Source organism: Hymenobacter sp. UYAg731, from assembly GCF_054061335.1.
This window is the reverse complement of the sequence record NZ_JBSSEC010000003.1, coordinates 14,799-40,156: the sequence shown is the minus strand read 5'-3', so window position 1 is coordinate 40,156 and position 25,358 is coordinate 14,799. Positions and strand designations below refer to the sequence as shown.

The following is a 25,358-nucleotide window of genomic DNA, read 5'->3' as shown; positions in this document are numbered from 1 at the left end:
TGAATGTTACCTGATTATTTCGCACATTTGACCCCTTCTTTCCCACTACTCACTCTTTTAGTCCTGATGCCATGAGTTGCACAGCTGCTTGTTGTTGCCCCTTACCGCCTTTGCCTAAGGCCGGAACCTAAGCGTACGCCGCGCCGGGTTCCGGCTTTTTCGTTGATTCTCACCCCCAATTCCTCACCCTAATCCCTCTTTCCATGAAGAAAACATACTGGCTAATGCTATTGCTGCTGGGCGTGCTGCTGGCCACGCCCGTCTGGGCCCAGACGGCCCGCCCGGTGTCGGGCATTGTCACCTCGGGCACCGACCAAAGCCCGCTGCCCGGCGTGACCGTGCTCGTGAAAGGCACCACTACCGGCAGCACCACCGGCTCCGACGGCCGCTACACGGTATCGGCCGCGCCGGGCGCGGTCATCGTGTTCAGCTTCATCGGCTACAGCTCGCAGGAGCGCACCGTGGGTGCCGATGGGGCCGTGGACGTGGCCCTGAAGGAAAGCACCACCGGCCTCGATGAGGTGGTGGTGACGGCCTACAACATTGCCCAAAACAAGCGCGAGCTGGTGACGGCCGTGCAGGAAGTGAAGAGCAAGGACATCATCGACTCGCGCCAGACCAACGTGGTGAATGCCTTGCAGGGCAAGGTGGCTGGGGTGAACATCACGTCCTCGGGCGGCTCGCCGGGCGAGGGTGCCAGCATCGTTATCCGGGGCGGCACCTCGCTCGACGGCGACAACCAGCCGCTGTTCGTCATCGACGGGATGATAATGGATAACAGCTCGTTTCAGGAGAGCGCCGCACCCGGCGCGGGCTCGCAGTTCAACGGCCTGCTGGGCCGCTCGGTGGGTGCGGCCAACCGCGCCGGCGACCTTAACCCCGAGGACATTGAGAGCATGACGGTGCTGAAAGGCCCCGCCGCCGCTGCCCTCTACGGCCTGCGCGCCGCCAATGGGGCCGTGGTTATCACCACCAAAAAAGGCGTGGCCGGTCGCACCACGCTCAACTACCGCACCCAGTATTCGGTGGATGAGGTGAGCCGCCTGCCCAAAATGCAGGACCAATACAAGCGCGGCAGCAATGGCCTGGCCGACCTCACCACGCGCCAGTCGTGGGGCCCGCGCTTTGCGCCCGGCGAGCCGGTGTACGACAACGTGGGCAACTTCTTCCAGAAAGGCCACGCCTTCCAGAACTTCCTGAATATGTCGGGCGGCTCGGACAAAGCCAGCTTCTTCGTATCGGCTTCCAACCTCCAGCAAAACGGCGTGGTGCCCCAGAGCGACTACGACAAAAGCACGGTGCGCCTGTCGGGCACGGCCGCCATCTCGCCCAAATTCAGCGTGAGTGGCTCGGCCGAATACCTGACCTCGGGCGGCCTGCGGCCCTTGCAGGGGCAGGGCCTGCTCACCACGGCCGGCACCTCGTCGGGCGGCTTTTTGCTGAGCCTGATAAACTGGCCGCGTGACGACGATGCCCGCAACTACCTGAACCCGGACGGCACCCGCCGCCGCCTGCTGGCCCCCGGCAATGGGGTGGATGCTGACGCCGACAACCCGTACTGGACCGTGTACAACAACCCGCAGACTGACCGCACCAACCGCTTTATCGGCAACGTGCAGCTCAGCTTCAAGCCCTTTAAGTGGGTGACGCTGAGTCATAACATCGGTACTGACCTCTATACTTCGCGCAATACGTCGGTGCGGGCCGTGGGTACCTCGCAGGTGAGCAACCAGAACGGCGGCATTGCCGAAACCGTGGACCAGTTCCGCCTGCTGACCGCCACCACGCTGGCCAGCTTCTCCCACAGCTTCGGCGAAAAGATTGGCACCTCGCTGGTGCTGGGCAACTCCATTGAGGAAAACAAGGACCAGGCCGTGGACTACCTCGGCCTCGTGTTTCAGAACCCCAACTTCGTGGGCCTGAACAACACCGTGAACCGCAACGCCTTGCAGCGCGATACCAAGCGCCACCTCATCGGCAACTTTGCCCGTTTGAGCGTGACGCTGCTCGACCAGATTTTCGTGGAATTGCAGGGCCGCTACGACCAGTCGTCGACCCTGCCGCGCCCCGACCAGAACAAGATTTACGGCAAGGGATTCCTCTACGGCTCGGCCGGCCTGGGCTACGAGTTCACCAAAACGCTGGGCCTGGAGCAGAACAACATCCTGAACTACGGCAAGGTCCGCGCCTCGGTGGCCGAAGTGGGCAAGGACACGCAGCCCTACCGCGTGCAGTCGGCCCTGACGCAGAATACGTACATCGGTGGCGGCTTCCGCAACGACTTCTTCGGCTCGAACCCGCTGCTGCGCCCCGAGCGTACCCGCACCTACGAGGCCGGCATGAACCTGCAGTTCCTGAAAAACCGGTTGGGGCTGGACTTCAACTACTACTATTCGCGCACCACCGACCAGATTATCGCGCCCCGCGTGAGCCAGTCGGCTGGCTTCATCCTGCAGTACATCAACGGCGGCATCGTGACCAACGAAGGCCAGGAAATCTCGCTGACCGGCACGCCCGTGAAAGGTAAAAACTTCACCTGGGACATTGTGGCCAACTTCTACCACAACACCAACATTGTGCAAGAACTGCCCTATCCGCTCACAGTGGTGCTGCAATCCGATGCCTTCATCACCAATGTGCATGAGGGCGGTGCGTTCCCCGGCCGCTCCATTTCGGGTCTGGCCGCCACCGACTTCGTGCGCGTGACCGACCCCAATAGCCAGTACTACAACATGCCCATCATCGCCTCGACGGGCTACCCTACGGGCACGGCCGCGCCGCCCACCGTGTACGCCGGCAACCGCGCTCCGCAGTTCACCACTCAGCTTACCAATACGTTCACCTACAAAGCGCTGTCGCTGACGGCACTGCTCGACTTCCGCAAGGGCGGCGTGGTGGTGAACGGCAACGACCAGTACCAGACCGGCGTGGGCACCTCACTGCGCACCCAGGACCGTTATAAGCAGGTAGTATTCAATGGTGTAGTGGCCGGAAAAGATGCGGCCGGCAATACCACCTACACCCCTAACACCCGCTCGGTGGAGCTGACTCAGAACTACTACAGCACCCTGAGCGGCATCGGCACCGTGTTCGTGGAGGACGGCTCGTGGGCCCGCCTGCGCTACGTGACCCTGAGCTACGCCTTGCCAACTACGCTGCTGAGCCACACCGGCTTCATCAAAGGTGTGGAGTTCAGCGTGACCGGCCGCAACCTGGTGCTGCTGACCAAATACACCGGCGGCGACCCCGAAACGGCGGCGGCTGGTGCTGGCGTGCGCGGTGGCGGCTCGAACGGCTTCGACTTTGGCAACGTTCCGGGCACGCGCGGCGTGGACATGGGCTTGCGCGTGAATTTCTAAGGCCTGGCTCTGCTCCGCATGATGGCCAACTTCCTAACTACTCATCCAATGAAACGATATATAATCGGGCTGGGCCTGCTGCTAAGCACCGGCGCCCTCACGGCGTGCGAGAAGTTTCTCGACGTGAACAACAACCCCAACAACCCCGTCGTCTCGACGCCGAACTTCCTGCTGCCCGGCATCATTTCCAACGGCATCCAGACCCAGATGTTCACCTCGTTGCGCCTGCCCTACCTCACGCAGTACGTGGCCAGCCGCACCGCCAACGCCGGGGCCGACCAGTTTCTGCTGACCAACGCCAACAGCACCAATACGTTTAACTATAGCTATTTCCAGTCTGGGGGCAACATTCCGGGCATGATGAAGTCGGCGCAGGACGAGGGCTCGCCCTACTACGTAGGGGCCGGCAAAATCATGCAGGCCCTGATTCTGGCCCACGCCACCGACATGCTCGGCGACATTCCCTACTCTGAAGCGTACCAGGGCGGGGCCAACTTCACGCCCAAATACGACCCGCAGGAAAAGATTTACGCCACCATCAACCAGCTTTGCGACGAGGGCGCGGTGGAAATGGCCAAGCCGGCCAGCGCCGAGTTCCGCCCTTTCTACAGCACTTCGCCCAGCGAAAGCGGCGACATTCTGTACAAGGGCGACCCCGCCAAGTGGCTGCGCCTGGCCTACGCCCTGAAGGCCCGCCAGGCCCAGCACCTCACCAGAAAAACTGCCTACAGCGCCGCCGCCGTACTGGCCCTGTGCGACCAGGCTTTCACTTCGTCGGCCGACGATGCCCAGGTTAACTTCCAGGTGGCGGTGGCACCGCTCTCGAACACGACCAACATCTACGGTCCCACGCGGAATAACTTCGGCGGGGCCACGTACTCGGCCAACATTGTTAAGTACCTGAACGGAACGACGTTCTCGGGCGTGGTTGACCCGCGCTTTGGGGTGATGATACCCACGACCAGTACCGGCACCGACCCCGGCCTGGGCACCACCACCAACTTCTTGCCCGGCTCGGTGCCGCAAGTGACCGACTTCTACGGCGGCTGGTACGCCCGCGACCTGGGCTACTTCGAGGCCATCACCTACCACGAGCTCAAGTTCATCGAGGCCGAAGCCGCCTTCCGGGCCAACAACCTGCCCCGTGCCCTAGCCGCCCTCAAAGAAGGCATCCGGGCGCACATGAAGAAGATGAGCACCGGCGGCACCTACTCGCCGCCCACCGTCACGTTCCCCTTCATCACCGATGCCCAGATTAATGCCTACCTGGCCAGCGCCGCCGTGCCCCAGAACCCGGCCGACCTCACGCTGCGCAGCATTATGGAGCAGAAGTACATCGCCATGTTCCTGAACCCGGACTCGTGGTCGGATATGCGCCGGCTGGATTTCAGCACGGCCATCTACGTCAACCTGCAGTTTCCGAAGTACACCGGCAGCACGCCGCCGCTGGCCCTGGCCCCCGGAAAGTTCCCGCGCCGCCTGCTGCCCGGTGCCACCGAAGTAGCCGTGAATCCCAACGCCGTGGCTGCCCTCTTTGCCGAGGCCGGCGCCACGACCAACGAAGACTACGCCACCAAGCCCCTGTGGTTCGACCGCCCGTAGCGGTAGTGGCCGCCATTGGGTCATGCCGAGCGTAGCGAAGCATGACCCAATAGCGGCAGCATGACGTTCTTCTGAATACCCCTTTCACGACTTTAACCTCCCGTTATATGAGCCATTTTTCAAGTAAAACCCTGCTGCTGCTGGTGCTGCCGCTGCTGGGCCTGTTGCTGGGCAGCTGTAAAAAAGACCTGGATACCTATTACACCCCCGACTCGGCCCCTGGCTTTGCGGGGCTGGGCCTGCCCCGGGTGCCCCTGGCCACGCGCTACGCCCCCGGCGATGCCGTGCCGCTCTACGTGTCCTTCGCCGAGGCCGACCAGCTGCGCGACGTGACCGTGTTTCAGGTAGTGGGCAAAACCGACTCGACGGTGACCGGCACCTACGCGGCCAACGGTACCTACAATGCCGCCGGCGGCCTGCTGGTGCAGGCGCTGCCCTACGTGGTGCCCGCCACCGCCGCCAACGGCGTGCTGGTGCGCGTGGATGTGACCCTGAACTTCCAGAACGGCGGCAAGCGCCTGCGCCGCTTCGTCTACACGGTGGCCGCGCCGGCCACGCTGGAATTTGCCACCACGCCGCCGGTGCCGGTGTTCCGTAATGCCCTTACGGCCACGGCCCAAAGCGAAGGCGACGTTATCGGCTACCCCGTCATCCTCAACAAAGGAGGGCTGGGCGCGGTGCCCACGCCGCCGGCTACGGGCTTGCTGTTTAAGGGCGTGGATAGCCTCACTACCTTCTATCGCATCGGCACGCAGCCGCGGGTGCGGGCCAGCGTGATACGCACCCCCACGACCGGCGCGGCCAACCCCCGCACCGTGGACGTGACCATTCCGCCCAAAGCCAACGGCCAGCCCGTCACCTTCATCTTTGAAGCCTACGCCGCCGTGCAGACGCTCACCATTACCGCTCCGCCCATCAACGTGGCCAACCCCACGCCGCTGGCAACCCTGCGCACCGGCCGCATAGCCGGCGGCCCCGGCGTGACGCTCGATTCGCTGGCGTTCAACCTGCGCACCGGCCTCATTGAGCCCGCCGCCAACCCCGCCACCGCCAAAGACCTGTTCCTGAGCGGCACCGGCAACAGCGTCACGCTGTCGGCGGCCAACACCACGCGCCTCTACCGCCTGTCGGCGGCGCAGCTCGCGGCCGGTTTCTACTCCTCGCCCAGCGTGAACACCACCGCCACGGCCCTCTACCTGAACCCCACGCTGGCCCTGGCCGACGTGGGCGCAATTGCGGCCAACGACGTGTTTGCCGTGAAAGTGCGCGGCGCGGAAGTCATGCTCCTGCGCATCCTCAGCGTGAAGGCAGGCAGTGCCGGCTCCAGCGCCCGGGTGCGGTTCGAGTACAGGTCGCTGTAGCAGCTTTGAGCTACTACCAAACCAAAAGAGGCCTTTCCCGCGCGGGAAAGGCCTCTTTTGGTTTGGTAAAACCTTATGTCAGGCTATTGCTTTTGCATTTTGTTTACTTCGGTCAACGTGAGTGGGCGGTAGGGGATGCCTAGGCGTTGTGCGTTTTCCTCCACGGTTTGGTCGAAACCGGCTTTGCGCCGCCGGGCGTTCACGCCAGCCGCGTCCTTGATGGGCCAAATGATTTTGACGGACTGCGGCTGGCCGGTAGCCGGGTTCGGTATCGTGAAAAAACGTCCCTGTGTACCGTACACCTGCTCTTTGCCTTCGTACATGAGCTGGCGGTCCAACATCATGGCGTAGAGGCGGAAGGGCAGTTCGCCGGTTTCGGCAGCCTGCTTCACCAGCGGCAGGTAGCGCGGGATGGCGTTGGAGTGCTGGATAACGTAGAAGGCCGCCTCATTTGCGGGCGTGCCCACTAGTGCCCTGCCCGGGTAGCCGTGCTGCCGGATAATGCGGGCCACGCATCGCATGTTGCTGGAGTCGGTCATCAGCATCTTGCCAATCAGGTAGTTGCTGAGTTCGGGGCCAGTTATGCCCATTTGCCGTGCCACAGAGTCAACCCCGCGGGGGGTAGATGCGGCACTTATCAGTTCCCGGTAGTGCTGGTCGAGGACATAAATACTGTCCAACTCGTGCTTGAGAGCGGCGTTCAGGCGGGGCTGGGCAGCGGCGGCCGTGCTGAACAGGGCGAAGAAGATGAAAAGGAACCGGCTCATAGCGAAGATGGAAAAGAATAAATTCGGTTCAATGAATTTCGCGCAGCGTTGCGTCGTACTTGAAACGCAGTATTTTGCAGTCCTATTGTGTTAGGAAGCTACAATGCGACGCCGTTGAAATACTGCCGGAATTAATGGCCAAACAGCCGCGCAAAGAAGCCGTGCTTCTTGGGCTTCTCCTTGATTTTGAGCTTGGAAAAAGGAGCCGAGGCTTCGGGCTTGTCGGCTGGGGCATTGAGGCGGATGCTGGGGCGCGGGGTAGCCGGCGCGGGCTGCGCGGCCACGGCGGGGGCGGCCGGGCGCACCCCGCCGGGGGCCTGGCCCAGGGCCAGCTCCGCCGATTGCTGGCCGGTGGTGATGACGCGCATGGGCCGGCTCTCGTTGTGCAGGCGGTCCACGGCGGTCACGTAGTAAGCGTAGGCCTGGCCGGGCACTGCCGTGGTGTCCACGTAGGTGGCGGGGAAGCCGGGGGCCGGCCGGGGCAGCGCCAGGATGTGGCGCGGGTCGTTGGGGGTACTGGCCTCGGTGGGCTCGAAGCGGTAGAGGACGTAGTAGGTGGCCGCGTCGCCGTCGGCGGCGGGCAGGCCGGACTGCCAGTTCAGCGTCACGTAGTGGCTGAGGCGGCGCAGCGTGAGGTTGGTCACGGGCAGGGGCGGCACGTTGTCTTTCCAGGGCATGGCCGGCACCAGGGCGGGGTAGCGGAACAGGTCCTGCCGCAGCGAGTCGGTGGTGTGGAGCGGGTTAGTGAGCACCGACTTGGCCGAGAAGAACACGCTGCCCACGGCCTCGCCATCGGTGGCGCGGTTGATGCGAATCTGGCGGGGCAGTTCGCGCGGGTTGCGCCAGGTGGTATCGGAGCGGGTGCTTTCCAGCATCCGGTAGGTGCCGTGGCCGATGTAGAGGTGGCGGTCGAAGTGGTTCTCGGCCCACCATTTCACTAGCACGGGGTAGGGGCAGAGGCGGAAATTGGTGCTCCAGTACAGCTGCGGCACCACGTAGTCAATCCAGCCTTTTTCCAGCCATAGCCGCGTATCGGCATACAAATTCGAGTACGACGGCTGCCCGGCATGGGTATCGGAGCCCTGCGGAAAATCCTTCGACTTATTCATCCAAACCCCAAAGGGCGAGATGCCGAATTTCACCCAACGCTTGGCGCTCTGAATGCTGTCGTGCAGGTCACGGATGAGAATGTTGACGTTCTGCCGCCGCCAATCGCCCAGCTTCTGGAGGCTGTCGGGATTGAAATCGCGGAAGGCCGCCTCATCGTGAAACACCTTGCCCGGGTCGGGGTAGGGGTAGAAATAATCATCGAAATGCACCGCGTCGATGTCGTAGCGCCGCACCACGTCTAGAATCACGCGGGTGATGTGGGCGCGCACTTCCGGCAGGCCGGGATTGTACAGCAGCTGCCCGCCGTAGCGCAAAAACCACTGCGGGTGCTGGCGGTAAGGGTGGTTGGGGGCCAGCCGACGCGTCACCGAGTCCATGGTGGCGCGATAGGGGTTAAACCAGGCGTGAAACTCCATGCCGCGCCGGTGCGCCTCGGTGATGAGGAAGGGCAACGGGTCGTCGCCATTGGCGGGGGCCTTGCCCTGCACACCGGTCAGCCACTTGCTCCAAGGCTCCAGGTCCGATTTATAAAAGGCATCCGAGGCGGGCCGAATCTGCACGAACACCGCGTTGAGGCCGGCGCGCTGGCCGGCATCGAGCAGGCGGCGGTAGTCGCGGCGGTACTGCTCGGGGGCCTCGCCGCGCTGGTTGGGCCAGTCGATATTTTCGACGGTGGCAATCCACATGCCGCGCAGCTCGCGTTTGGGCGGCGGCGGGGTTTCGGTGGAGTCGCCCGCCGTCTGGGCCAGCGCGGGAACCAGGCTGCCGAGGCCACTCAGCAACATTATCAACAGCAAAAACCGGCCAGCGGCAAGGAAACGGAGCATCAAGGAATAATCAGCAGCGGGAATAATGGCCGCAAATTACGCCATTAAAGCGGGTAGGTATGATGCAAAAGCACGGTCATGCTGAATAAAGAACGGTCATGCTGAGCGCAGCTGAGGCCTCCCTACTGCGCAACTAATAGGATTTAGTACTGCGATAGGGATGCTTCGGCTGCGTTCAGCATGACCGTTTTTAAGCGGTTATTGCTGCCGGACTTACGAGCCCGTGAGCTCAGTATCGGTCATCGGCTGGTCGGGGGTGTCGGGGCTGGTATCGGGGCCGCCTTCGAGGCCATTGGTCTGGCTGGCGTCGCCATAGTCACCGCGAATGCCCGCGCCGTCGCCCATGTTCTGCTGGGTGCTGCTGGGGATGGTGCTGCCGGTGCGGGGCTGCTCATCAGGCCCTTTGTCGGGCGTAGGGTTTACGGTGGCAGCCTGCTCCGACGATTCGTCGGGCGTGCTCGACGTGGGCGCGAAGTCGGGCTGCGGGTCGGTGGGATTCTGCGTGGGGTCGGGCATGGTTGAGAGGAAATGAAAAGGATGAGAGAGACGCGAAAGCGGCCCCATAGCTGGGTTTACGGCCGACGGCCCGCACGGTTGGGCGCGGCCGATTGCGCGGTGTATGCCATCTTGCCGCCGGTTTTCCCTTTCAACCCATTTCCCCGCCTGCCGTGGCCGATTCCATCACCGACTTCTACCACCAGAAAACCGACGCCGAGTTGCAGTTCTTCGTCGAAAACCCTGACCACTACCAGCCCGACATTGTGGCCGAAGCCCGCCGCGAACTGCGCCGCCGGGGCGTGGCGCTGCCCCAGCCCGCGCCGGCCCCGCTGGCCACGGCCGCCGCGCCAGCTACGCGCAGCCTGCCTACCGGCCCGCTGGTGCTGGCCGTAGCCGTGGTGCTGGCCCTGGGCCTGGGCGTATTCTACTTCATCAAGCAGAACAATAACCCCGCGCCAACGGTGGCCGCCGCCCCGGCCAAGCCCAAAGCGCCGCCCCGCCTCATAGCGGTGGCCACCTCCACCATCCCCGACTTCGGGCCGGCCGTGACGGCCAGCGTGCAACGGCAGGTGCAGCGCATTCCGGCCGCCGAGCGCGCCGCTGCGGCCCAGGAAGCCATGCCCCTGCGCCAATACCGCGAGCTGGCCAAGCGCTTCTGGACCGCCGAAACCCAGACCGAATACGTGATGAACCAGGCCCGGCAGGGCCAGCTTGATGCCGCCCTCCCGGGCCACATTCAGGCCGTGGAAGCCACCTGGGAGCAGTGGAACAAGGCGTTGCGCTACAGCTATAAATTTGGCCCGGCCATGACCACCCACCTCGACCTCATGACCCGCGTGGCCCAGCAGCAGCAGGAAGGCCTGAACGACCTGCTGATTGTGGCCAACAACCCCCAGAGCTACGAAAACGACCAGACCCGCAAACGCACCGCCGATGTCAGCGACCTGCTCTCCGGCCTGCTGTCAAAATCGCCGGTCACGGGCCAGCCCTACAATACCATCGTGCGTCGGGTGCGACTGTAAGCGGCCCAATTCCAACATCTGGCAAAGTGGCCGGTTGGGGAAGCTGGCGCACTCCTTGCCGCGTCCGGCTTTCCATGGAATCATCGCCCCCCGACCACGCCCCCGGCTCCACGGCCGCCCTCGCTGCCCAGCTCTTCGCCCAGAAGCCCGAAGCCGAACTGCTGTACCTGGCCCAGAATTCGGCCCGCTACCCGCCCGCCGTGGGGGCTGCTGCCGTGGCCGAGCTCAACCGGCGCGGCCTGCTGCCCGACAACTCGCGCCTCGCCCCGCCCCCGCCACCCGCCGAAACCGAGGCCGAAACCTGGCCGCAGCTGCTGGGCCAACTGCTTCGCGGGCTGCTCATTCCCTCGCGCCGCTTCCTCGCCACGCCGCTACTCATCGATGCCTGCTTGCTGGTATTCGGCCTCATGGTGCTCAGCGGCGTATCGGCCTCCGACCCCACCGGGCAGCAGCTCGTGCGCTGGGGCTCCAACGTGACCGATTTCACGCTGCACGGCCAGCCCTGGCGGCTGCTCACCTACATGTTTGTGCATGCCGGCCTCTCGCACCTACTGCTGAATATCCTCTCGCTCTGGCTGTTGGGTTTGCTGGTGGAAGACCGGGTGGGGCCGCTGCGCCTGCTGCTGGTGTACCTGGCCTGCGGCGTGGGCGGCGGCCTGGCCAGCCTGTGGTGGAACACCCAGGGCATCAACTCAGTAGGGGCCAGCGGAGCTATTTTCGGCCTCTACGGCCTGCTGCTGGCGCTCCTGATTGGCAAGAAGCTGGTGCTCGATAAATCCGACCGCCGCGCCATGCTGGGCCTCGTGCTGTATCTGGTGCTCAGCAACCTGCTCTCGGGCCTCACCGGCAACATTGATAACGCAGCCCACTTTGGCGGGCTGGCCACGGGCCTGTTCATTGCCGGCCCGCTGTCGTTTATCGGGTTGAAGAGCGTGGAGCATCCGGGGGCGGCGTAGTGCCAACAAAACGTGCCATGTGACGCTTATCCGCGCATCTCTACCGCTACTTACGCAGTAGAAATGCTTCGACTGCGCTCCGCTCAGTCTGATGCTCCTTACCGTTCCCCACTAACCTAAATCCAAAAGTCACCTCATGCAAGCTCTCCAGCTCGATGCCATCAACCAGCCCGCCACCGTGCGCGACGTGCCCACGCCCACGCCCGGCCCCGGCGAAATCCTGGTGAAACTGCACGCCGCCGCTCTTAATCATCGTGACGTATTCATTCAGCAGGGCAAGTATGCCGGCATCAAGCTGCCCTGCACCCTCGGGGCCGATGGAGCCGGCGAAGTAGCCGCCCACGGCACCGACGTGCCCGCCGATGCCCCGACCGTGGGCACCCGCGTGCTCATCAACCCCGGCCTGCGCTGGGGTGATAATCTTCGCGTCCAAGCCAAGGAATTTGTAGTTCTCGGCATGCCCGACCCCGGCACTTTTGCCGAATACATTACGCTGCCGGCCCAGTACATCCGGCCGCTGCCGGCCCACCTCAGCTTCGAGCAGGGCGCGGCCCTGCCGCTGGCCGGCCTCACGGCCTACCGGGCGGCCTTCACCCGCGCCCAAGTACAGCCCGGCGAGCGCGTGCTGGTGACCGGCGTGGGCGGCGGCGTGGCCATCACGGCGGTGCAGCTGTGCGTGGCCCGGGGTGCCGAGGTGTGGGTAACGTCCAGCTCCGAGGAAAAAATTGCCCGTGCCCAGGCGCTGGGAGCCAAAGGCGGCATCAGCTACAACGCCGAAAACTGGGTGAAAACCCTCACCCAACAAGCCGGCGGGGCGTTCGATGTTATCATCGACAGTGCCGGGGGCAGTGCCTTTGGGGCCTTGCTTGACGCCGCCGCGCAGGGTGGCCGCATCGTGTTTTTCGGGGGTACACTGGGCAATATTACCGACATCCCGCCCGCCAAAGTATTCTGGAAGCAGCTCAGCCTGCTGGGCTCGTCCATGGGCAATGCCCAAGATTTCGACGGCATGTTGGACCTCGTTACCGAGAAAAAGATTGTGCCGGTCATTGATGAAATCTTCCCTTTGGCCGAGGGCGAAGCCGCCCTGCGCCGCCTCGATGCGGGCGCGCAGTTTGGCAAAGTAGTGCTGAAAATCGGCTAAAAATTTAGCTGATTAACAAGCAAAACGGGGGCTCAGAATCATTGATTCTGAGCCCCCGTTTTGCTTGTCAAATGAGTGGTAAAACCTTTGTTTTCTGGAATGAAAATGAAGGTTTTGGGGTTGATAAAGTACGCTGTCAGATGACTTAAAACCAGCCGATTCCTGCGATGAAGTCCGCCGTCCAATACCTCGAAAACCAAGTGTTTGAAGCCCGCCGCCCCCGCCGCGAATTGCAGCCCGTGGTGGCCTATGATGCCGCCCTGCAAGCCATCGAGCAAGCCGTGGCCGATGCCGAGAAATACCGCTACCTGCTGATGCGCGCCCTGCGCCACCACGCCACTGATACGGCTGCCGCTCCCGCAACGGTTTCTGCTGCTTCGTCCTTCTTCGCTGATGAGGCCCCGGTACTGCCGCTCTACCCCGGCCAGGAGCGCATGGCTGCCTGACCGCCAGGCCGGCAGATATTCAAAGCCCCCGAAATAGTTGTTTCGGGGGCTTTTTATTGCGCCAGATGGGCTGCCAGCGCCGCCGCCTGCTGCCGCAGCTCCGGCACAGCTGTTGACTCAAAGTAAGCCGGCCGGCGGCTGGGGCCGAGCGTGAACAGGTTCGGCGAAACGGTGCCATCGGCGGCCAGTAGCGCGCCGTGGGCATCGGTGAGCAGGCCCAGATGCAGCGGGTCGGGGGTGAGGGCACCGGCCGCGCGCAGGCTGCCCACCAGCGGGTCGGCGATGCGGGTGTAGTCCAGTAGCGGCCCCGCGCAACTCACAACGTGGTCGGCGGTGTGCCAGCACCTATTCAGCCCATGAGCCCGCACGCCAATCCGTAGCCGGTTGCCGTCCGGCAAAATTTCGCGCACCGTGCCGATGTGCAGTTGCACCAGTCCGGCGGCCGTGAGGGCGGCCACCGCCGTAGCGTTCTGGGGCGGGCTGCGGTGGCGCGCCACGGCCCACACCCCCGCCAGGTGCTGCAGAAACCGGCGCTGCTCCGCCAGCGGCCACGCCGCCCAAATGCGGCCCAAATCGGGCCGGAGCGAATCCAGTACCGGCCGCCAGTCGAGGCCCTGCGCGGCGGCGGCTTTCAGGTGCCGCTTATACACCGCCACCACACCCGTTACGGTGGTTTCGGGGGCCAACTCTGGGTAGAAACTGGGGTATGCGGCCGCTGCTGGGCCGTGGGCCGAGGGCCAGCGCCCGTGGCGGGCCACCACGGTAATGGGGGCGCGGTGGCCATCCTGGCGCAGGGCCAGCAGCACATCTACTGCCGTCAGGCCTGAGCCGATGAGCAGCACGTCTTCGTCGGGGCCGATGCGGCGTAGGTTGCCAATCACCCAAGGGTCGGCGTGGTAGCCGGGGTGCTGAAGGTAGCGGTAGTCGGGGCCGGCGGGCGGCGGGGGCGGGAAGTTGCCCAGTGCCAACACCACGATATCGCTGCTGATTACGGTGCCATCGGCCAGCTGCACGGCGCGGCGGCCAGTGGGCAGGAGCGGAGCGGCCACCGCGCTGGTGTGGTGCCAGCGCACGGCGGACGTGACCAGTTCCCGGGCCAGCTCCTCACGCAAATAGCGCCCGTAGGCGGCGCGGGAGGCAAATTCCGGGATGCCGGCGGCACTTTCGGGCTGAGCTTGCAGCCAGTCGGCAAAGTGGTTGGGCACGTCTGGGTACAGGCTCAGGCCGCCGGGGCGCACGTTGAGCAGGTACTCGGGCCGGCGGGCGGTGTAGGCCAGACCGGGGCCGGGCGCGTCCCGCGGCTCGATGAGGTGAATTTCGGCCCCCGCCAGCGCCGCCTGCCGCCGCAGCTGCAACACCAGCGCCGTGCCCGCGAAGCCGCCGCCCACAACGGTAATGACGAGACGGGCGGGTTGAGGCACGGGCGTAAGGAGGTGAGGCAATTGAAAATGTACCGTGGACTCTGCGAGTCCGCGTGTTGTTCTGGCAATGCGCGGACTCGCAGAGTCCACGGTACGCGCTACATATACCGCCCCGGCATGAGGTAGTTCTGCACGTAATCAGCAATGCCGTCTTCCAGGCGCGTAAATGGCTGGTCGTAGCCAATGCCCTGAAGCTTGCTCATATCGGCCTCAGTGAAATACTGGTATTTATCCCGAATATCCTCCGGCGTGTCCCGGAACTGAATATCTGCCGTGCGGCCCAGCGCGCTGAACGTGTTCAACGCCAAATCGAGGAAGGTGCGGGCCTGGCCGCTGCCCAGGTTGTAGATGCCCGAGTGCGTGCGGTGGTTCAATAGAAAAAAACACACTTCCGCTACATCCTTCACATATACAAAATCGCGCATCTGACCGCCGTCGGTATAGTCGGGGTTGTGCGACTTAAAGAGCATCATCGAGCCCGACTGCTGAATCTGGTTGAAGGCGTGCAGTATCACCGAAGCCATGCGGCCCTTGTGATATTCGTTGGGGCCGTACACGTTGAAAAACTTTAGACCCGCCCAGAAATACGGCTTTTCCGCCTGCTGCAAAGCCCAGTTGTCGAAGTCGTTTTTCGAGTCGCCGTAAGGGTTCAGCGGGCGGTAGAGGGGGAACAGGGCCTCGTCTTTATCGGTGTAGCCCAGGGTGCCATCGCCGTAAGTCGCGGCCGAGGAGGCGTAGACCAGCGGTAGGTTATACTTCACGCAGGCCAGCCACATCTGCTTGGAATAGTTCAGGTTAAGCACGTCGAACACGGCCGGGTCCATCTCGGCGGTATCGGTGCGGGCCCCGAGGTGGAAAATGAATTCCACCTGCTCGTGGTTGGTATCAAGCCACTCGAAAAACGTTTCGCGGTCCACGTACTCGCGCAGCTTTTTGCCTTCGATATTGGGCAGCTTCTTTTCGATGGAAAAATTATCCACCACCACAATGTCGTTGAAATTGGCGGCGTTGAGGCGGGAAACTAGGCAGCTGGCAATGAAGCCGGCCGCGCCGGTGACTACTATCATGGGAGCGAAGATTGAAGCGGAGGTGGGCAAAGGTAAACCGGCGCGCCGGGCCGCCCGCCTACCTTTGCGCCATGCGTGTTCTGTTGCTGCTTTTACCCCTGGCCCTGCTACTGGGTTGCCAATCCGAAACCGAAAAAACGGGCACTGTGCAGGTGCTCGACGGAATGGGCCGCGCCCTGACCCTGCCCGCCCACCCGCGCCGCGTGCTGGCCCTGGCCCCCAGCATGACCGAAATTCTCTTCGCCGTGGCCGATACTGCCACCATCGTGGCCCGCGTGCCGCAGGACAACTACCCCGCCGCCGTCTACCGCAAGCCGGTCGTCAACAACTACCCGCTCGACCTGGAAAAGTTGGTCCTATTGAAGCCCGACGTGGTTTTTACCATCGAAGGCATTACTTCCGTCGATGATGCCAAGCGCCTCCAGGACCTGGGCATCCCGGTGTATTTCCAGCGCTACCGTACTGTGGAGGATGTTTTTAAAGGTATTGACATAGTAGGCCGGCTGTTGGGACGCGAGGCGCAGGCCCGCCAACTTACGGATTCGCTCCGGCACAATCTGATGCTGCTGACTAACTCAGCCGCTCATCAAGCTGCCACGCCGCCCAACGTGCTGGCCATCACCTGGCTCGACCCCATTTACAGCTATGGCCAGAACACGCTCTTCACCGATGAAATCCGCCTGGCCGGCGGCCAGAATGCCATCACCGAAACCTTCCCGCAGCCTTATCCGGCCCTCACCCGCGAGTACGTGCTCAAGCTGAATCCCGACCTGCTGCTCGGCGGCAGCTTCGGTAAGCTGGACAGCACGTTCTTCAAAAACTACCCCGAGCTAAAGGGCATCAAGGCGTATAAAAATCGGCGTGTATTCGCCATCACCGGCAACTTTATGGAGCGGCCCGGTCCGCGCGTGGTCGAGTCGGTGCGGGAGCTACAAGTCTTGCTGAATCAGGCCGAGCCCAAACCGCCCACTTCCGCCCGCTAATGCCGATTCGTCGCCCTGCGTTGTGGCTGCTAATCGGCCTGCTGCTCACGCTGGCCCTGCTCATACTGGGTCTGCGCGTGGGCAGCTACACCACGTCGTACAGCTTCGTCCTGAACACCTTCCAGCACTACAATCCTGCCGACCCGGCCCAGCTGGTCTTGGTGCAACTGCGGCTGCCGCGCCTGGTGCTGGCGCTGCTGGCCGGGGCCAGCCTGGCCGTGAGCGGCTATCTGCTCCAAACGCTGGTCACCAACCCGCTGGCCGACCCTTACTTATTAGGCACGGCCTCGGGGGCTTCTTTGGGGGCCATTGCGACGTATATTTTGGTGCCGTCGCTCACGTTTATGGGCGTGTATCTGCCGCCGGTGGCGGCTCTGGTCGGGGCATTCGGGGCCACGCTGCTGGTGGTGGCGCTGGGCACCCGGCGCGGCCGGATTCTGCCGGCCCCGCTACTGCTGGCGGGCGTGGCCGTGGGGGCGCTGGCGGCGGCCGTGGGCAGTCTGCTCACCTTCCTGGCCTCGCCCGAGGGCAGCCTGCGGAGCGTGGTATTCTGGGCCTTTGGCAGCTTCGAGCGGGCCGGGTGGCAGGTGCTTCCGTACCCGGCCGCCGCGTTGGGCATCAGCCTGCTGGTGCTGGCATTTCTGCAAAAAGACCTCAACCTGTTGCTGCTGGGTGAGGAGCGGGCCGCCGCCCTGGGCCTCCCCGTGGCGCGGCTCCGCTGGCTGCTGGTGCTGCTGGCGGCCGGCCTCACGGGCGGGGTGGTGGCGCTGTGCGGGCCGGTGGGCTTCGTGGGCCTGCTCATTCCGCACCTCACGCGGGGGCTGCTGGGCACCACGGGCCGCTACAATTTATTGGCGTGCGCGGTGCTGGGCGGCAGCTTTTTACTGGCCTGCGACCTGTTGGCCCGGCTGCTCTACCCGCCGGCCGGGCTGCCGGTGGGGTTGGTCACGGCCCTGTTCGGGGTACCCTTCTTCGTATATTTGCTGCGGAAAACTTCATAGTTGCCAGTTGTTGGTTGTCAGTTGTCAGGAAACATAAATGCCTTTCGAAACTAACAACTGCCAACTAACAGCTAATAACTAGAATGATATACATCAGTCGCCAGGAACATTTTAACGCCGCCCACAAGCTCAATAATCCCAAGTGGAGCGAGGAGCGCAACCGCGAAGTATTTGGCCCCTGCGCCAACACCAACTGGCACGGCCACAACTACGACCTCATTGTGACGGTGAAGGGCGAACCCGACCCCGAAACCGGGTTTGTCGTCGATTTGAAGGCCCTATCCGACCTGCTGCGTACGCACATCACCGACCAGGTCGACCACAAAAACCTCAACCTCGACGTGCCCTTCATGGCCGGCCAGATGGCCAGCACCGAAAACCTGGCCATCGCCTTCTGGCAAATCATCGAGCGCGAGCTGCCCGCCATCACTCCCGCAAAGCTGCACTGCATCAAACTCTACGAAACGCCGCGCAACTTCGTAGAATATTACGGCGGCTGAAGAAGTTAAGAGTTAAAAGTTATGAGTTGAGGCCTGGTCGATTCTCACCCAGCCAGCATCCCAAACAAGAACTCATAACTCATAACTTTTAACTCTTAACTCAACAAATGAAATACTACCTCATTGCCGGCGAACGGTCGGGCGATTTCCACGCTGCTAACCTCATGCACGAACTGCGCGGGCACGACGCCGACGCCCAGTTCCGCTACTGGGGCGGCGACATGATGCAGGCCGAAGGTGGCGAGCTCGTGCGCCACTACCAGGACCTGGCCATCATGGGCTTTCTGGAGGCCGCGACCAGCATCCTCAAGTTTCGCGGCTACCTCAAGCAGTGCCAGCAGGACTTGCTGGCCTACAAGCCCGATGTGCTGATTCTGGTTGACTACGCGGGCTTCAACCTGCGCATGGCCAAAATTGCCAAAGACCACGGCATCAAGGTGTTCTACTACATATCGCCCAAAATATGGGCCTGGAACCAGGGCCGCGTCGAGCAGGTGAAGGCCCGCGTGGACAAGATGTTCGTCATCCTGCCCTTCGAGACGGAGTTCTACCAGAAGTTCAACTACCACGTTGATTACGCGGGCAACCCCACGGCCGATGCCGTGGCCGAGTTTCAGCCCACCACCGACTTCTACGAGCGCAACCGCCTGGAGCCCGACAAGCCCATTATTGCCGTGCTACCGGGCTCGCGCAAGCAGGAAATTGAGGAGATGCTGCACGAGATGATTGCCATTCTGCCGGGGTTTCAGGAATATCAGTTCGTGGTGGCCGGCGTCACCAACCTCGACCCTAACTACTACAAGCACTTCCACCGCAACGGTATCCGCTTCGTCTTCGACCAGACGTTCGACCTGCTCAGCCACGCCACGGCGGCCCTCGTCACCAGCGGCACGGCCACCCTCGAGACGGCCCTGTTTGATGTGCCCCAGATTGTGTGCTACCGCACCAGCTCGCTGAGCTACGCCATCGGCAAGATGGTCATCAAAGTGCCTTACATCTCGCTGGTGAACCTGATTGCCGGCCGCGAGGTAGTGAAGGAGTTGATTCAGGGTGACTTCACGGCCCGCAACCTGCTCGATGAGCTGCGCAGCCTACTCACCGACCCCGCCTATCTGGCCCGCATGAAGGCCGGCTACGCCGAGCTGCGCGAAAAGCTCGGCCAGCACCAGGCCGCCAAAAAAACCGCCGAGCTGATGGTGAGCTACCTGCGAAATAAATAGCGGCCAGACGCGCTTAGCGGCGGCCGATTATCTACAAAAAGCTCCTGGTATTTCCAGGGGCTTTTTTTATGTTCATAAAACGCGAATAGTGGCGTTAGGCTCAAATGTCAGCTGCGGGAACTGGAATTGTCGGCTAAATCAGCCTCTTAGCCGACTAAACGCCTTACTGAGTACCGGTTATTCCTTAGATTTACTCCTCTCATACCAACCCCCCTCTTCTTAATGAAACAAAATTACTTTCGCTGGCCGGCCACCCAACGGCTTGCATCCGTTGCTGCTGGTACTGGCCGTGGCCGGGTGGGCACCCTGCTGCTGGCCCTGGGCCTGACTTTCGGGGCCAATGCCCAACAGGCTACGCCTCAATTCTTTCAGGCCGATGCTGAGGCCCGCAGTGCGGCGGCGGCTTCGCCTCTGTCGGCGGCGCTGTTCCACTCGCAGCCCCTCACGCTAGACGTGAACGGCCTGCGGGCGGCCCTGGCCACGGCCCCGCTCGAAACCCGGCCCGACGCCGCGCCGCTGGTGCTGGCGCTGCCGCTGCCCAACGGCGGCACCGGCCGTTTTGCGTTGCGCGAAGCCCCGGTTATGGCTCCCGCATTGGCCGCGCAGTTCCCGGCCATCAAGACCTACGCCGGCGTGGGCTTGGATGATGCTTCGGCTTCGCTGCGCCTCGATTTGTCGCCCCAGGGTTTTCATGCCCAGGTGCTGACCGGCGCGGGCCAGAGCTTCTACATCGACCCCGTGACCCGGACCGATACCCGGCACTACCTGGCCTTCTACAAGACGGATATGAACCGGGCCGCCACGGCCGCTGGTCCTATTCCTAGCTGTGATTTCCAGCTGACTCCCGCCGATAAGCAAGCGGCGGCCACTCGTCTGGCCGGGACTGCTTCGGGTAGCAGTGCCACCGCGCTGTCTACTGGCCCGCAGCTGCGCACCTACCGCCTGGCGGTGGCCGCTACCGGCGAGTACACCACCTTCCACGGGGGCACCGTGGCGCTGGGCCAGGCCGCCATCGTAACCACCGTAAACCGTGTGGTGGGCGTGTATGAAAAAGAGTTGGCCGTGCGCCTGGTGCTCGTGCCCAACAACAGCTTGCTGGTGTACACCAATGCGGCTACCGACCCTTACGCCAACACCAGCGGCGACTTGACGGCTAATCAGAATAATGTCGATGCCATCATCGGCAATGCCAACTACGATATTGGCCACTTAGTGGGCACGGGCGGCGGTGGCGTGGCGGGTCTGGGTGTGGTGTGCGGGACCAGAAAGGCCCAGGGCCTGACCGGGTCGCCCAGCCCCGTGGGCGATGCCTTCGATATTGATTACGTAGCCCACGAAATGGGCCACCAGTTTGGCGGTAACCACCCCTTCAATGGCAACGCGGGCAGCTGCTCTGGCGGCAACCGCAATGCTACCACGGCCTGGGAGCCCGGTTCGGGCACGACCATCATGGCGTATGCCGGTATCTGTACTTCTACCAATGACTTGCAGCCCCACTCGGACCCGACTTTCCACACGGGCAACTACCAGGAGATGCGCGCCTTTATTGATGGCACGACGTGCAGCACTGCCACGGCCACCGGCAACACGGCCCCCGTGGTGACGGCTCCCGCCAGCGGTAAAACATTGCCCGTTGGTACGCCTTTCAAATTGACGGCCACCGCTACGGATGCCGACAACGATGCTCTCACTTATATGTGGGAAGAGTTGGACCTCGGTCCCTCGGCCGCGCCCAACGATGCTCAGGTGGCCGGCCAGAACGTGCCCCTGTTCCGCTCCTTCGTGCCCCTGACCAGCGGCACGCGCTACTTCCCGCGCCTGAGCAACCTGCTGAACAACACCACCGTCATCGGCGAGCGCCTGCCCACCGTGACGCGCACGCTGGCGTTCCGCTGCACGGCCCGCGATGAGCACAGCGGCCCGGCCGGCGTTATCGGCGGCGTCAACTACAGCTCGCTGGTGAGCCTGAGCGTGAGCAGCACCTCCGGCCCCTTCGTGGTGCAGGCCCCCAACACGGCCGTAACCTGGACGGGCGGCGCGGCCCAAACCGTAACCTGGGATGTGGCCGGCACCACCAATGCCCCCGTTAGCTGCGCCACGGTCAACATCCGCCTGAGCCTCGACGGCGGCCTGACCTACCCCACCGCGCTGGCCACTGCCGTGCCCAACAACGGTTCGGCCGTGGTAATTGCCCCGAGCCCAACGGCTAACCAGACGCAGGCGCGCATCATGGTTGAAGCCGCTGACAACTACTTCTTTGACATCTCGAACACCAATTTCACCATCACCACGCCGGCTCCCGGCCCCACCATCTCCAGCTTCACGCCTACGGGCGGCTTGGCTGGCACGGTGGTAACGGTGCTGGGCTCAAATTTTACGGGTGCTACGGCTGTGGCTTTCAACGGCACCGCTGCTGCCACTTTCACGGTGGTTTCGGCTACGCAGCTCACGGCTACCGTGGCCGCTGGCACCACCACCGGCCCCATCACCATCACGGCCCCCACCGGCACGGCTACTTCGGCTACGCCGTTTGTGGTGGGCGCGCCGCCCGTTATCATCAGCTTCACGCCCACAACGGGGGCGGTGGGCACAGTGGTCACCATTACCGGCACCGACTTCACCTTGGCTTCGCAGGTGAAATTCAATACGACTATTGCGCCTACGTTCACGGTCGTTTCGAGCACCCAGATTACGGCCACTGTACCGGCAAGTGCTTCCACGGGCCCCATTGCCGTGACGACGCCCGTGGGTACCGGTGTTTCGACCACCAATTTTGTGGTGATTCCGGCCCCGATTATATCGTCCTTCACGCCCACCAACGGCATGGCGGGTACCGTGGTGGTTATCACCGGTCTCAACTTTACCGGCGCTACGCAGGTGACCTTCAACGGCACCGTGGCCCCCACTTTCACCGTGAACTCGGCTACCCAGATTACGGTGACCGCGCCGGCCGGAGTTACCACTGGCTTCATCGCGGTGACGGCCCTGGGCGGTACGGGTACTTCTACCACGGCCTTCACGGTGCCGCCAGCCAACGATGCCTGCTCCAGCGCCATTGCCCTGACCTGCGGCCAGTCGGTCACCGGCACCACCGTTGGCTCCACGGCCACCGGCGACCCCACGGGCAGCTGTACCGCCATCAGTGTGGACGGTGCCGGCGTGTTCTACAGCATTGTGGGCACGGGTGCCAGCATCACGGTATCGACCTGCAACGCTGCTACCAACTTTGACTCCAAGCTGTTTGTGTACTCGGGCACTTGCGGGTCTTTCACCTGCGTGGGTGCCAATGATGACGCTGCTACCTGCGCCGCCAACTCGCTGGCCTCGACGGTGACGTTTAATTCGACTTTTGGTACCACCTATTACGTGTTTGTGAGTGGCTACCGGGGCACCGGGGCCATCGCGGCGGGCAATTTCGTGCTCAGCACTACCTGCGCCACGCCGCCGCCCACCCCCACGCTCATCAGCCTCACGCCCAACACCGGCCCCATCGCCTCGGGCGTGGTGCTGACCGGTACCAACTTCACCGGTGTCACGCGCGTGACTTTCAACGGTGTGGCGACGGCTACCGTTGGCATTATTGATGCCCAGACCATTGCCGTGACCGTGCCCAACGGCGCTACCACCGGCAACGTAATCGTGTACGCCGGCAATGGCATTGCTAGCAACGGCCTGCTCTTCACGGTCACCACGCCCGTGCCCACCATCAGCCGGATTGCGCCGCCCAGCGGCCCCACCGGTACCACGGTTACCCTCACGGGCAGCGGTTTTGGCGGTGCTACGGGCATTACGTTCAACGGGGTAGCGGCCACCACGTTCAACGTGACCAGCGCCACCAGCATGACGGCCGTAGTGCCCGCCACCGCCACCACCGGCAACGTTGTTGTGACGACCGGCGGCGGAGCCAGCAACGGCATCCTGTTCACGGTAGTGCCGCCGGCTCCCACCATTGCCAGCCTGACGCCCTCCACCGGGGCCGTCGGTACCTACGTAACCCTGACCGGTACCAACCTGCTGGGCACCACCTCCATCACCCTGAACGGCGTGGTTATCACGAATTTCACCATCGTGAACGGGACCACCATCACCTTCTTCATCCCCGCTGGTGCCACCACCGGCAACGTGGTGGTGACGACGGCCGGCGGCCCCAGCACCACCACCAACGTGTACACCGTGACCACTGGCCTGGCCACCGCCCGGGCCAACCAGAGCGAGTTCAGCGTGTGGCCCAACCCGGTAGCGGGCAAATCCACCCTGCACGTCGCCCTCACGGCCCCGGCTGCCAAGGCCAGCGCCACCCTGCGCAACGTGCTGGGCCAGCTGGTAGCTACCCGCACCTTCAGCGGCAGCACCACCGAGCTGCCCACCACTGGCTTATCCACCGGTACCTACCTGCTCACCGTGCAAACGGAGGGTAGCGCCCCAAGCATCCAGCGCGTGGTAGTGGAGTAGTGAAAGTTGATTGGAAAATTTCCAATTATGAACGGAAAAGGCCCGCCAATTGGCGGGCCTTTTTTATGAGCCGTGGAAAATGAAACCCGTTATGTGGTAAGCTGCCATTCTCAAAAGCACCGGATAGCGTTGGTATTTGTACAGGTAGATTTTATCTTTCAAAAATACCTGTACAAGCGCAGCCGCCAGATTGTACAGGTATTTTTAAAAAGTGGAATCTCCCTGTACAATCTCTGATGCATGCACTAGTCAGCCCACTGCGCTCCCACATAATTACAAGTAAAGAGCCCGCCTGATAATTCAGGCGGGCTCTTTACTTGTAATTATGTGGCAACCGGTACAGCAGAGCGGAAAGCCTTATGCCGCCCGCATGTGCCGCAGCGGCGACTTCTCAAACTTGCTGCGGCAGTAACTCAGGCTTATTTGCAACTCGTCGGAGCCCTCCTCCGACGGCATCTCGAACATGGCATCGGTCATGATGCTCTCGCAGATGGAGCGCAGGCCGCGCGCCCCGAGGCGGTACTCGTCGGCCTTCTCCACGATGTATTCCAGCGCGTCCTCCGTGAAGCTGAGCTCGATGTTTTCCATGCCGAACAGGCGCTTGTACTGGCGCACGAGCGAGTTTTTGGGCTCGGTCAGAATCAGGCGCAGCGTGCTGCGGTCCAGCGGGTTGAGGTGGGTGAGGACGGGCAGGCGGCCAATCAGCTCGGGAATCAGGCCGAAGCTCTTGATATCCTGGGCCGACACGTAGCGCAGGAAGTTCTGCGTGTCCACCTGGTCCTCCAGGTTCGTTTTGGCAAAGCCCATCGGCTTGGTATTCAAGCGGCTCTTGATGATGCGGTCAAGGCCCGAGAAGGCACCGCCGCAGATGAAGAGGATGTTCTCGGTGTTCACCGAAATCATCTTCTGCTCGGGGTGCTTGCGGCCACCCTGCGGCGGCACGTTGATATTAGTGCCTTCGAGCAGCTTGAGCAGCGCTTGTTGCACGCCCTCGCCGCTCACGTCGCGCGTGATGCTGGGGTTGTCGCTCTTACGGGCAATCTTATCAATTTCGTCGATGTACACGATGCCGCGCTCGGCCGCTTCCAGGTTGTAGTCAGCCGCTTGTAGCAGGCGGGTGAGGATGCTTTCCACGTCTTCGCCCACGTAGCCGGCCTCCGTCAGCACGGTCGCATCGGCTATGCAGAAAGGTACTTGCAGGATTTTGGCCAGCATGCGCGCCAGAAACGTTTTGCCCGTGCCGGTTTCGCCCACCATGATGATGTTGGACTTTTCAATCTGCACTTCATCTTCCTGAGGCTTCTGCATCAGGCGCTTGTAGTGGTTGTACACGGCCACGGCCATCACGCGCTTGGCCTCGTCCTGGCCCACCACGTACTGGTCGAGGTGCTCCTTGATGGCTTTGGGCTTGATGAGGTTGAACTTAGGCTGCTTGCCGGCATCCTGGGCTTTGGCTTCTTCGTCGAGGATATGCTGGGCCTGGCCCACGCATTTTTCGCAAATGTGGGCATTAATGCCCGAAATCATGACGGCGACTTCGCGCTTGCTCTTATTGCAAAAGGAACAGGATATTTCGGCCACGGAGGGAGGAATAGAGTAGGGTGGAGGGGCAAGTTTTAGAA

General features: G+C 62.8%; 18 protein-coding genes. 12 read left to right on the top strand and 6 right to left on the bottom strand.

Going from position 1 to position 25,358, the window contains the following annotated elements; all coding sequences use genetic code 11:
* Positions 1 to 203: 203 nt before the first annotated feature.
* From ACVWYF_RS08395 to ACVWYF_RS08385, 3 genes are all read left to right on the top strand, one after another.
* Complete coding sequence (locus tag ACVWYF_RS08395) at positions 204 to 3,359, top strand: SusC/RagA family TonB-linked outer membrane protein (RefSeq protein WP_457066571.1); 3,156 nt, start codon at positions 204 to 206, stop codon at positions 3,357 to 3,359.
* A gap of 48 nt (positions 3,360 to 3,407) precedes the next feature.
* A complete protein-coding gene (locus tag ACVWYF_RS08390; protein ID WP_457066569.1) occupies positions 3,408 to 4,961 on the top strand; it encodes a SusD/RagB family nutrient-binding outer membrane lipoprotein in 1,554 nt (517 codons plus the stop codon).
* A 107-nt stretch (positions 4,962 to 5,068) separates the two neighbouring features.
* The gene (locus ACVWYF_RS08385; protein WP_457066567.1) at positions 5,069 to 6,322 is read left to right on the top strand and encodes a hypothetical protein; all 1,254 of its coding nucleotides are present in this window, start codon (positions 5,069 to 5,071) and stop codon (positions 6,320 to 6,322) included.
* A gap of 83 nt (positions 6,323 to 6,405) precedes the next feature.
* On the opposite strand, the gene ACVWYF_RS08380 is transcribed toward ACVWYF_RS08385, so the two are convergent.
* The 3 genes from ACVWYF_RS08380 to ACVWYF_RS08370 all read right to left on the bottom strand — a co-directional run bounded on the left by ACVWYF_RS08380 (position 6,406) and on the right by ACVWYF_RS08370 (position 9,542).
* The gene (locus ACVWYF_RS08380; protein WP_457066565.1) at positions 6,406 to 7,089 is read right to left on the bottom strand and encodes a DUF6624 domain-containing protein; all 684 of its coding nucleotides are present in this window, start codon (positions 7,087 to 7,089) and stop codon (positions 6,406 to 6,408) included.
* Positions 7,090 to 7,220: 131 nt separating this feature from the next.
* On the bottom strand, positions 7,221 to 9,026 hold the full coding sequence (locus tag ACVWYF_RS08375) for a glycoside hydrolase family 10 protein (RefSeq protein ID WP_457066563.1): 1,806 nt from the start codon (positions 9,024 to 9,026) through the stop codon (positions 7,221 to 7,223).
* Between the two features lie 213 nt (positions 9,027 to 9,239).
* A complete protein-coding gene (locus tag ACVWYF_RS08370; RefSeq protein WP_457066561.1) occupies positions 9,240 to 9,542 on the bottom strand; it encodes a hypothetical protein in 303 nt (100 codons plus the stop codon).
* Between the two features lie 152 nt (positions 9,543 to 9,694).
* Here ACVWYF_RS08370 and ACVWYF_RS08365 point away from each other — a divergent pair, with 152 nt between their 5' ends.
* From ACVWYF_RS08365 to ACVWYF_RS08350, 4 genes are all read left to right on the top strand, one after another.
* Positions 9,695 to 10,546, top strand: coding sequence for a hypothetical protein (locus ACVWYF_RS08365; RefSeq protein ID WP_457066559.1), 852 nt, complete (start codon positions 9,695 to 9,697; stop codon positions 10,544 to 10,546).
* 74 nt (positions 10,547 to 10,620) lie between these two features.
* A complete protein-coding gene (locus ACVWYF_RS08360; RefSeq protein ID WP_457066557.1) occupies positions 10,621 to 11,502 on the top strand; it encodes a rhomboid family intramembrane serine protease in 882 nt (293 codons plus the stop codon).
* Positions 11,503 to 11,638: 136 nt separating this feature from the next.
* Positions 11,639 to 12,646: a zinc-binding dehydrogenase gene (locus ACVWYF_RS08355; RefSeq protein ID WP_457066555.1), complete on the top strand. Its 1,008-nt coding sequence runs from the start codon at positions 11,639 to 11,641 to the stop codon at positions 12,644 to 12,646.
* Between the two features lie 167 nt (positions 12,647 to 12,813).
* A complete protein-coding gene (locus ACVWYF_RS08350) occupies positions 12,814 to 13,092 on the top strand; it encodes a hypothetical protein (protein ID WP_457066553.1) in 279 nt (92 codons plus the stop codon).
* Positions 13,093 to 13,145: 53 nt separating this feature from the next.
* Here the strand turns inward: ACVWYF_RS08350 and ACVWYF_RS08345 are convergent, their stop codons facing one another.
* Together ACVWYF_RS08345 and rfaD are read right to left on the bottom strand one after the other, a co-directional pair.
* Positions 13,146 to 14,513 carry an FAD/NAD(P)-binding protein gene (locus tag ACVWYF_RS08345; protein ID WP_457066551.1) on the bottom strand — a complete coding sequence of 456 codons (1,368 nt, stop codon included), beginning with the start codon at positions 14,511 to 14,513 and terminating at the stop codon, positions 13,146 to 13,148.
* Positions 14,514 to 14,611: 98 nt separating this feature from the next.
* Complete coding sequence (gene rfaD, locus ACVWYF_RS08340) at positions 14,612 to 15,580, bottom strand: ADP-glyceromanno-heptose 6-epimerase (RefSeq protein WP_457066549.1); 969 nt, start codon at positions 15,578 to 15,580, stop codon at positions 14,612 to 14,614.
* A 71-nt stretch (positions 15,581 to 15,651) separates the two neighbouring features.
* Here rfaD and ACVWYF_RS08335 point away from each other — a divergent pair, with 71 nt between their 5' ends.
* The 5 genes from ACVWYF_RS08335 to ACVWYF_RS08315 all read left to right on the top strand — a co-directional run bounded on the left by ACVWYF_RS08335 (position 15,652) and on the right by ACVWYF_RS08315 (position 23,736).
* Complete coding sequence (locus ACVWYF_RS08335; RefSeq protein WP_457066547.1) at positions 15,652 to 16,563, top strand: ABC transporter substrate-binding protein; 912 nt, start codon at positions 15,652 to 15,654, stop codon at positions 16,561 to 16,563.
* Positions 16,563 to 17,564: a FecCD family ABC transporter permease gene (locus tag ACVWYF_RS08330; RefSeq protein WP_457066545.1), complete on the top strand. Its 1,002-nt coding sequence runs from the start codon at positions 16,563 to 16,565 to the stop codon at positions 17,562 to 17,564. The genes ACVWYF_RS08335 and ACVWYF_RS08330 overlap by 1 nt, the downstream gene beginning before the upstream one ends.
* Positions 17,565 to 17,647: 83 nt before the next feature.
* Entirely contained in the window at positions 17,648 to 18,064 is a 417-nt protein-coding gene (locus ACVWYF_RS08325; RefSeq protein WP_457066543.1) for a 6-pyruvoyl trahydropterin synthase family protein, read from the top strand.
* A gap of 107 nt (positions 18,065 to 18,171) precedes the next feature.
* Entirely contained in the window at positions 18,172 to 19,284 is a 1,113-nt protein-coding gene (lpxB, locus tag ACVWYF_RS08320; protein ID WP_457066541.1) for a lipid-A-disaccharide synthase, read from the top strand.
* Between the two features lie 222 nt (positions 19,285 to 19,506).
* Complete coding sequence (locus ACVWYF_RS08315) at positions 19,507 to 23,736, top strand: IPT/TIG domain-containing protein (RefSeq protein WP_457066539.1); 4,230 nt, start codon at positions 19,507 to 19,509, stop codon at positions 23,734 to 23,736.
* A gap of 357 nt (positions 23,737 to 24,093) precedes the next feature.
* Here the strand turns inward: ACVWYF_RS08315 and clpX are convergent, their stop codons facing one another.
* Positions 24,094 to 25,317 (bottom strand): ATP-dependent Clp protease ATP-binding subunit ClpX, encoded by a 1,224-nt coding sequence (gene clpX / locus ACVWYF_RS08310; protein ID WP_457066537.1) that lies wholly within the window; start codon positions 25,315 to 25,317, stop codon positions 24,094 to 24,096.
* Positions 25,318 to 25,358 lie beyond the last annotated feature (41 nt).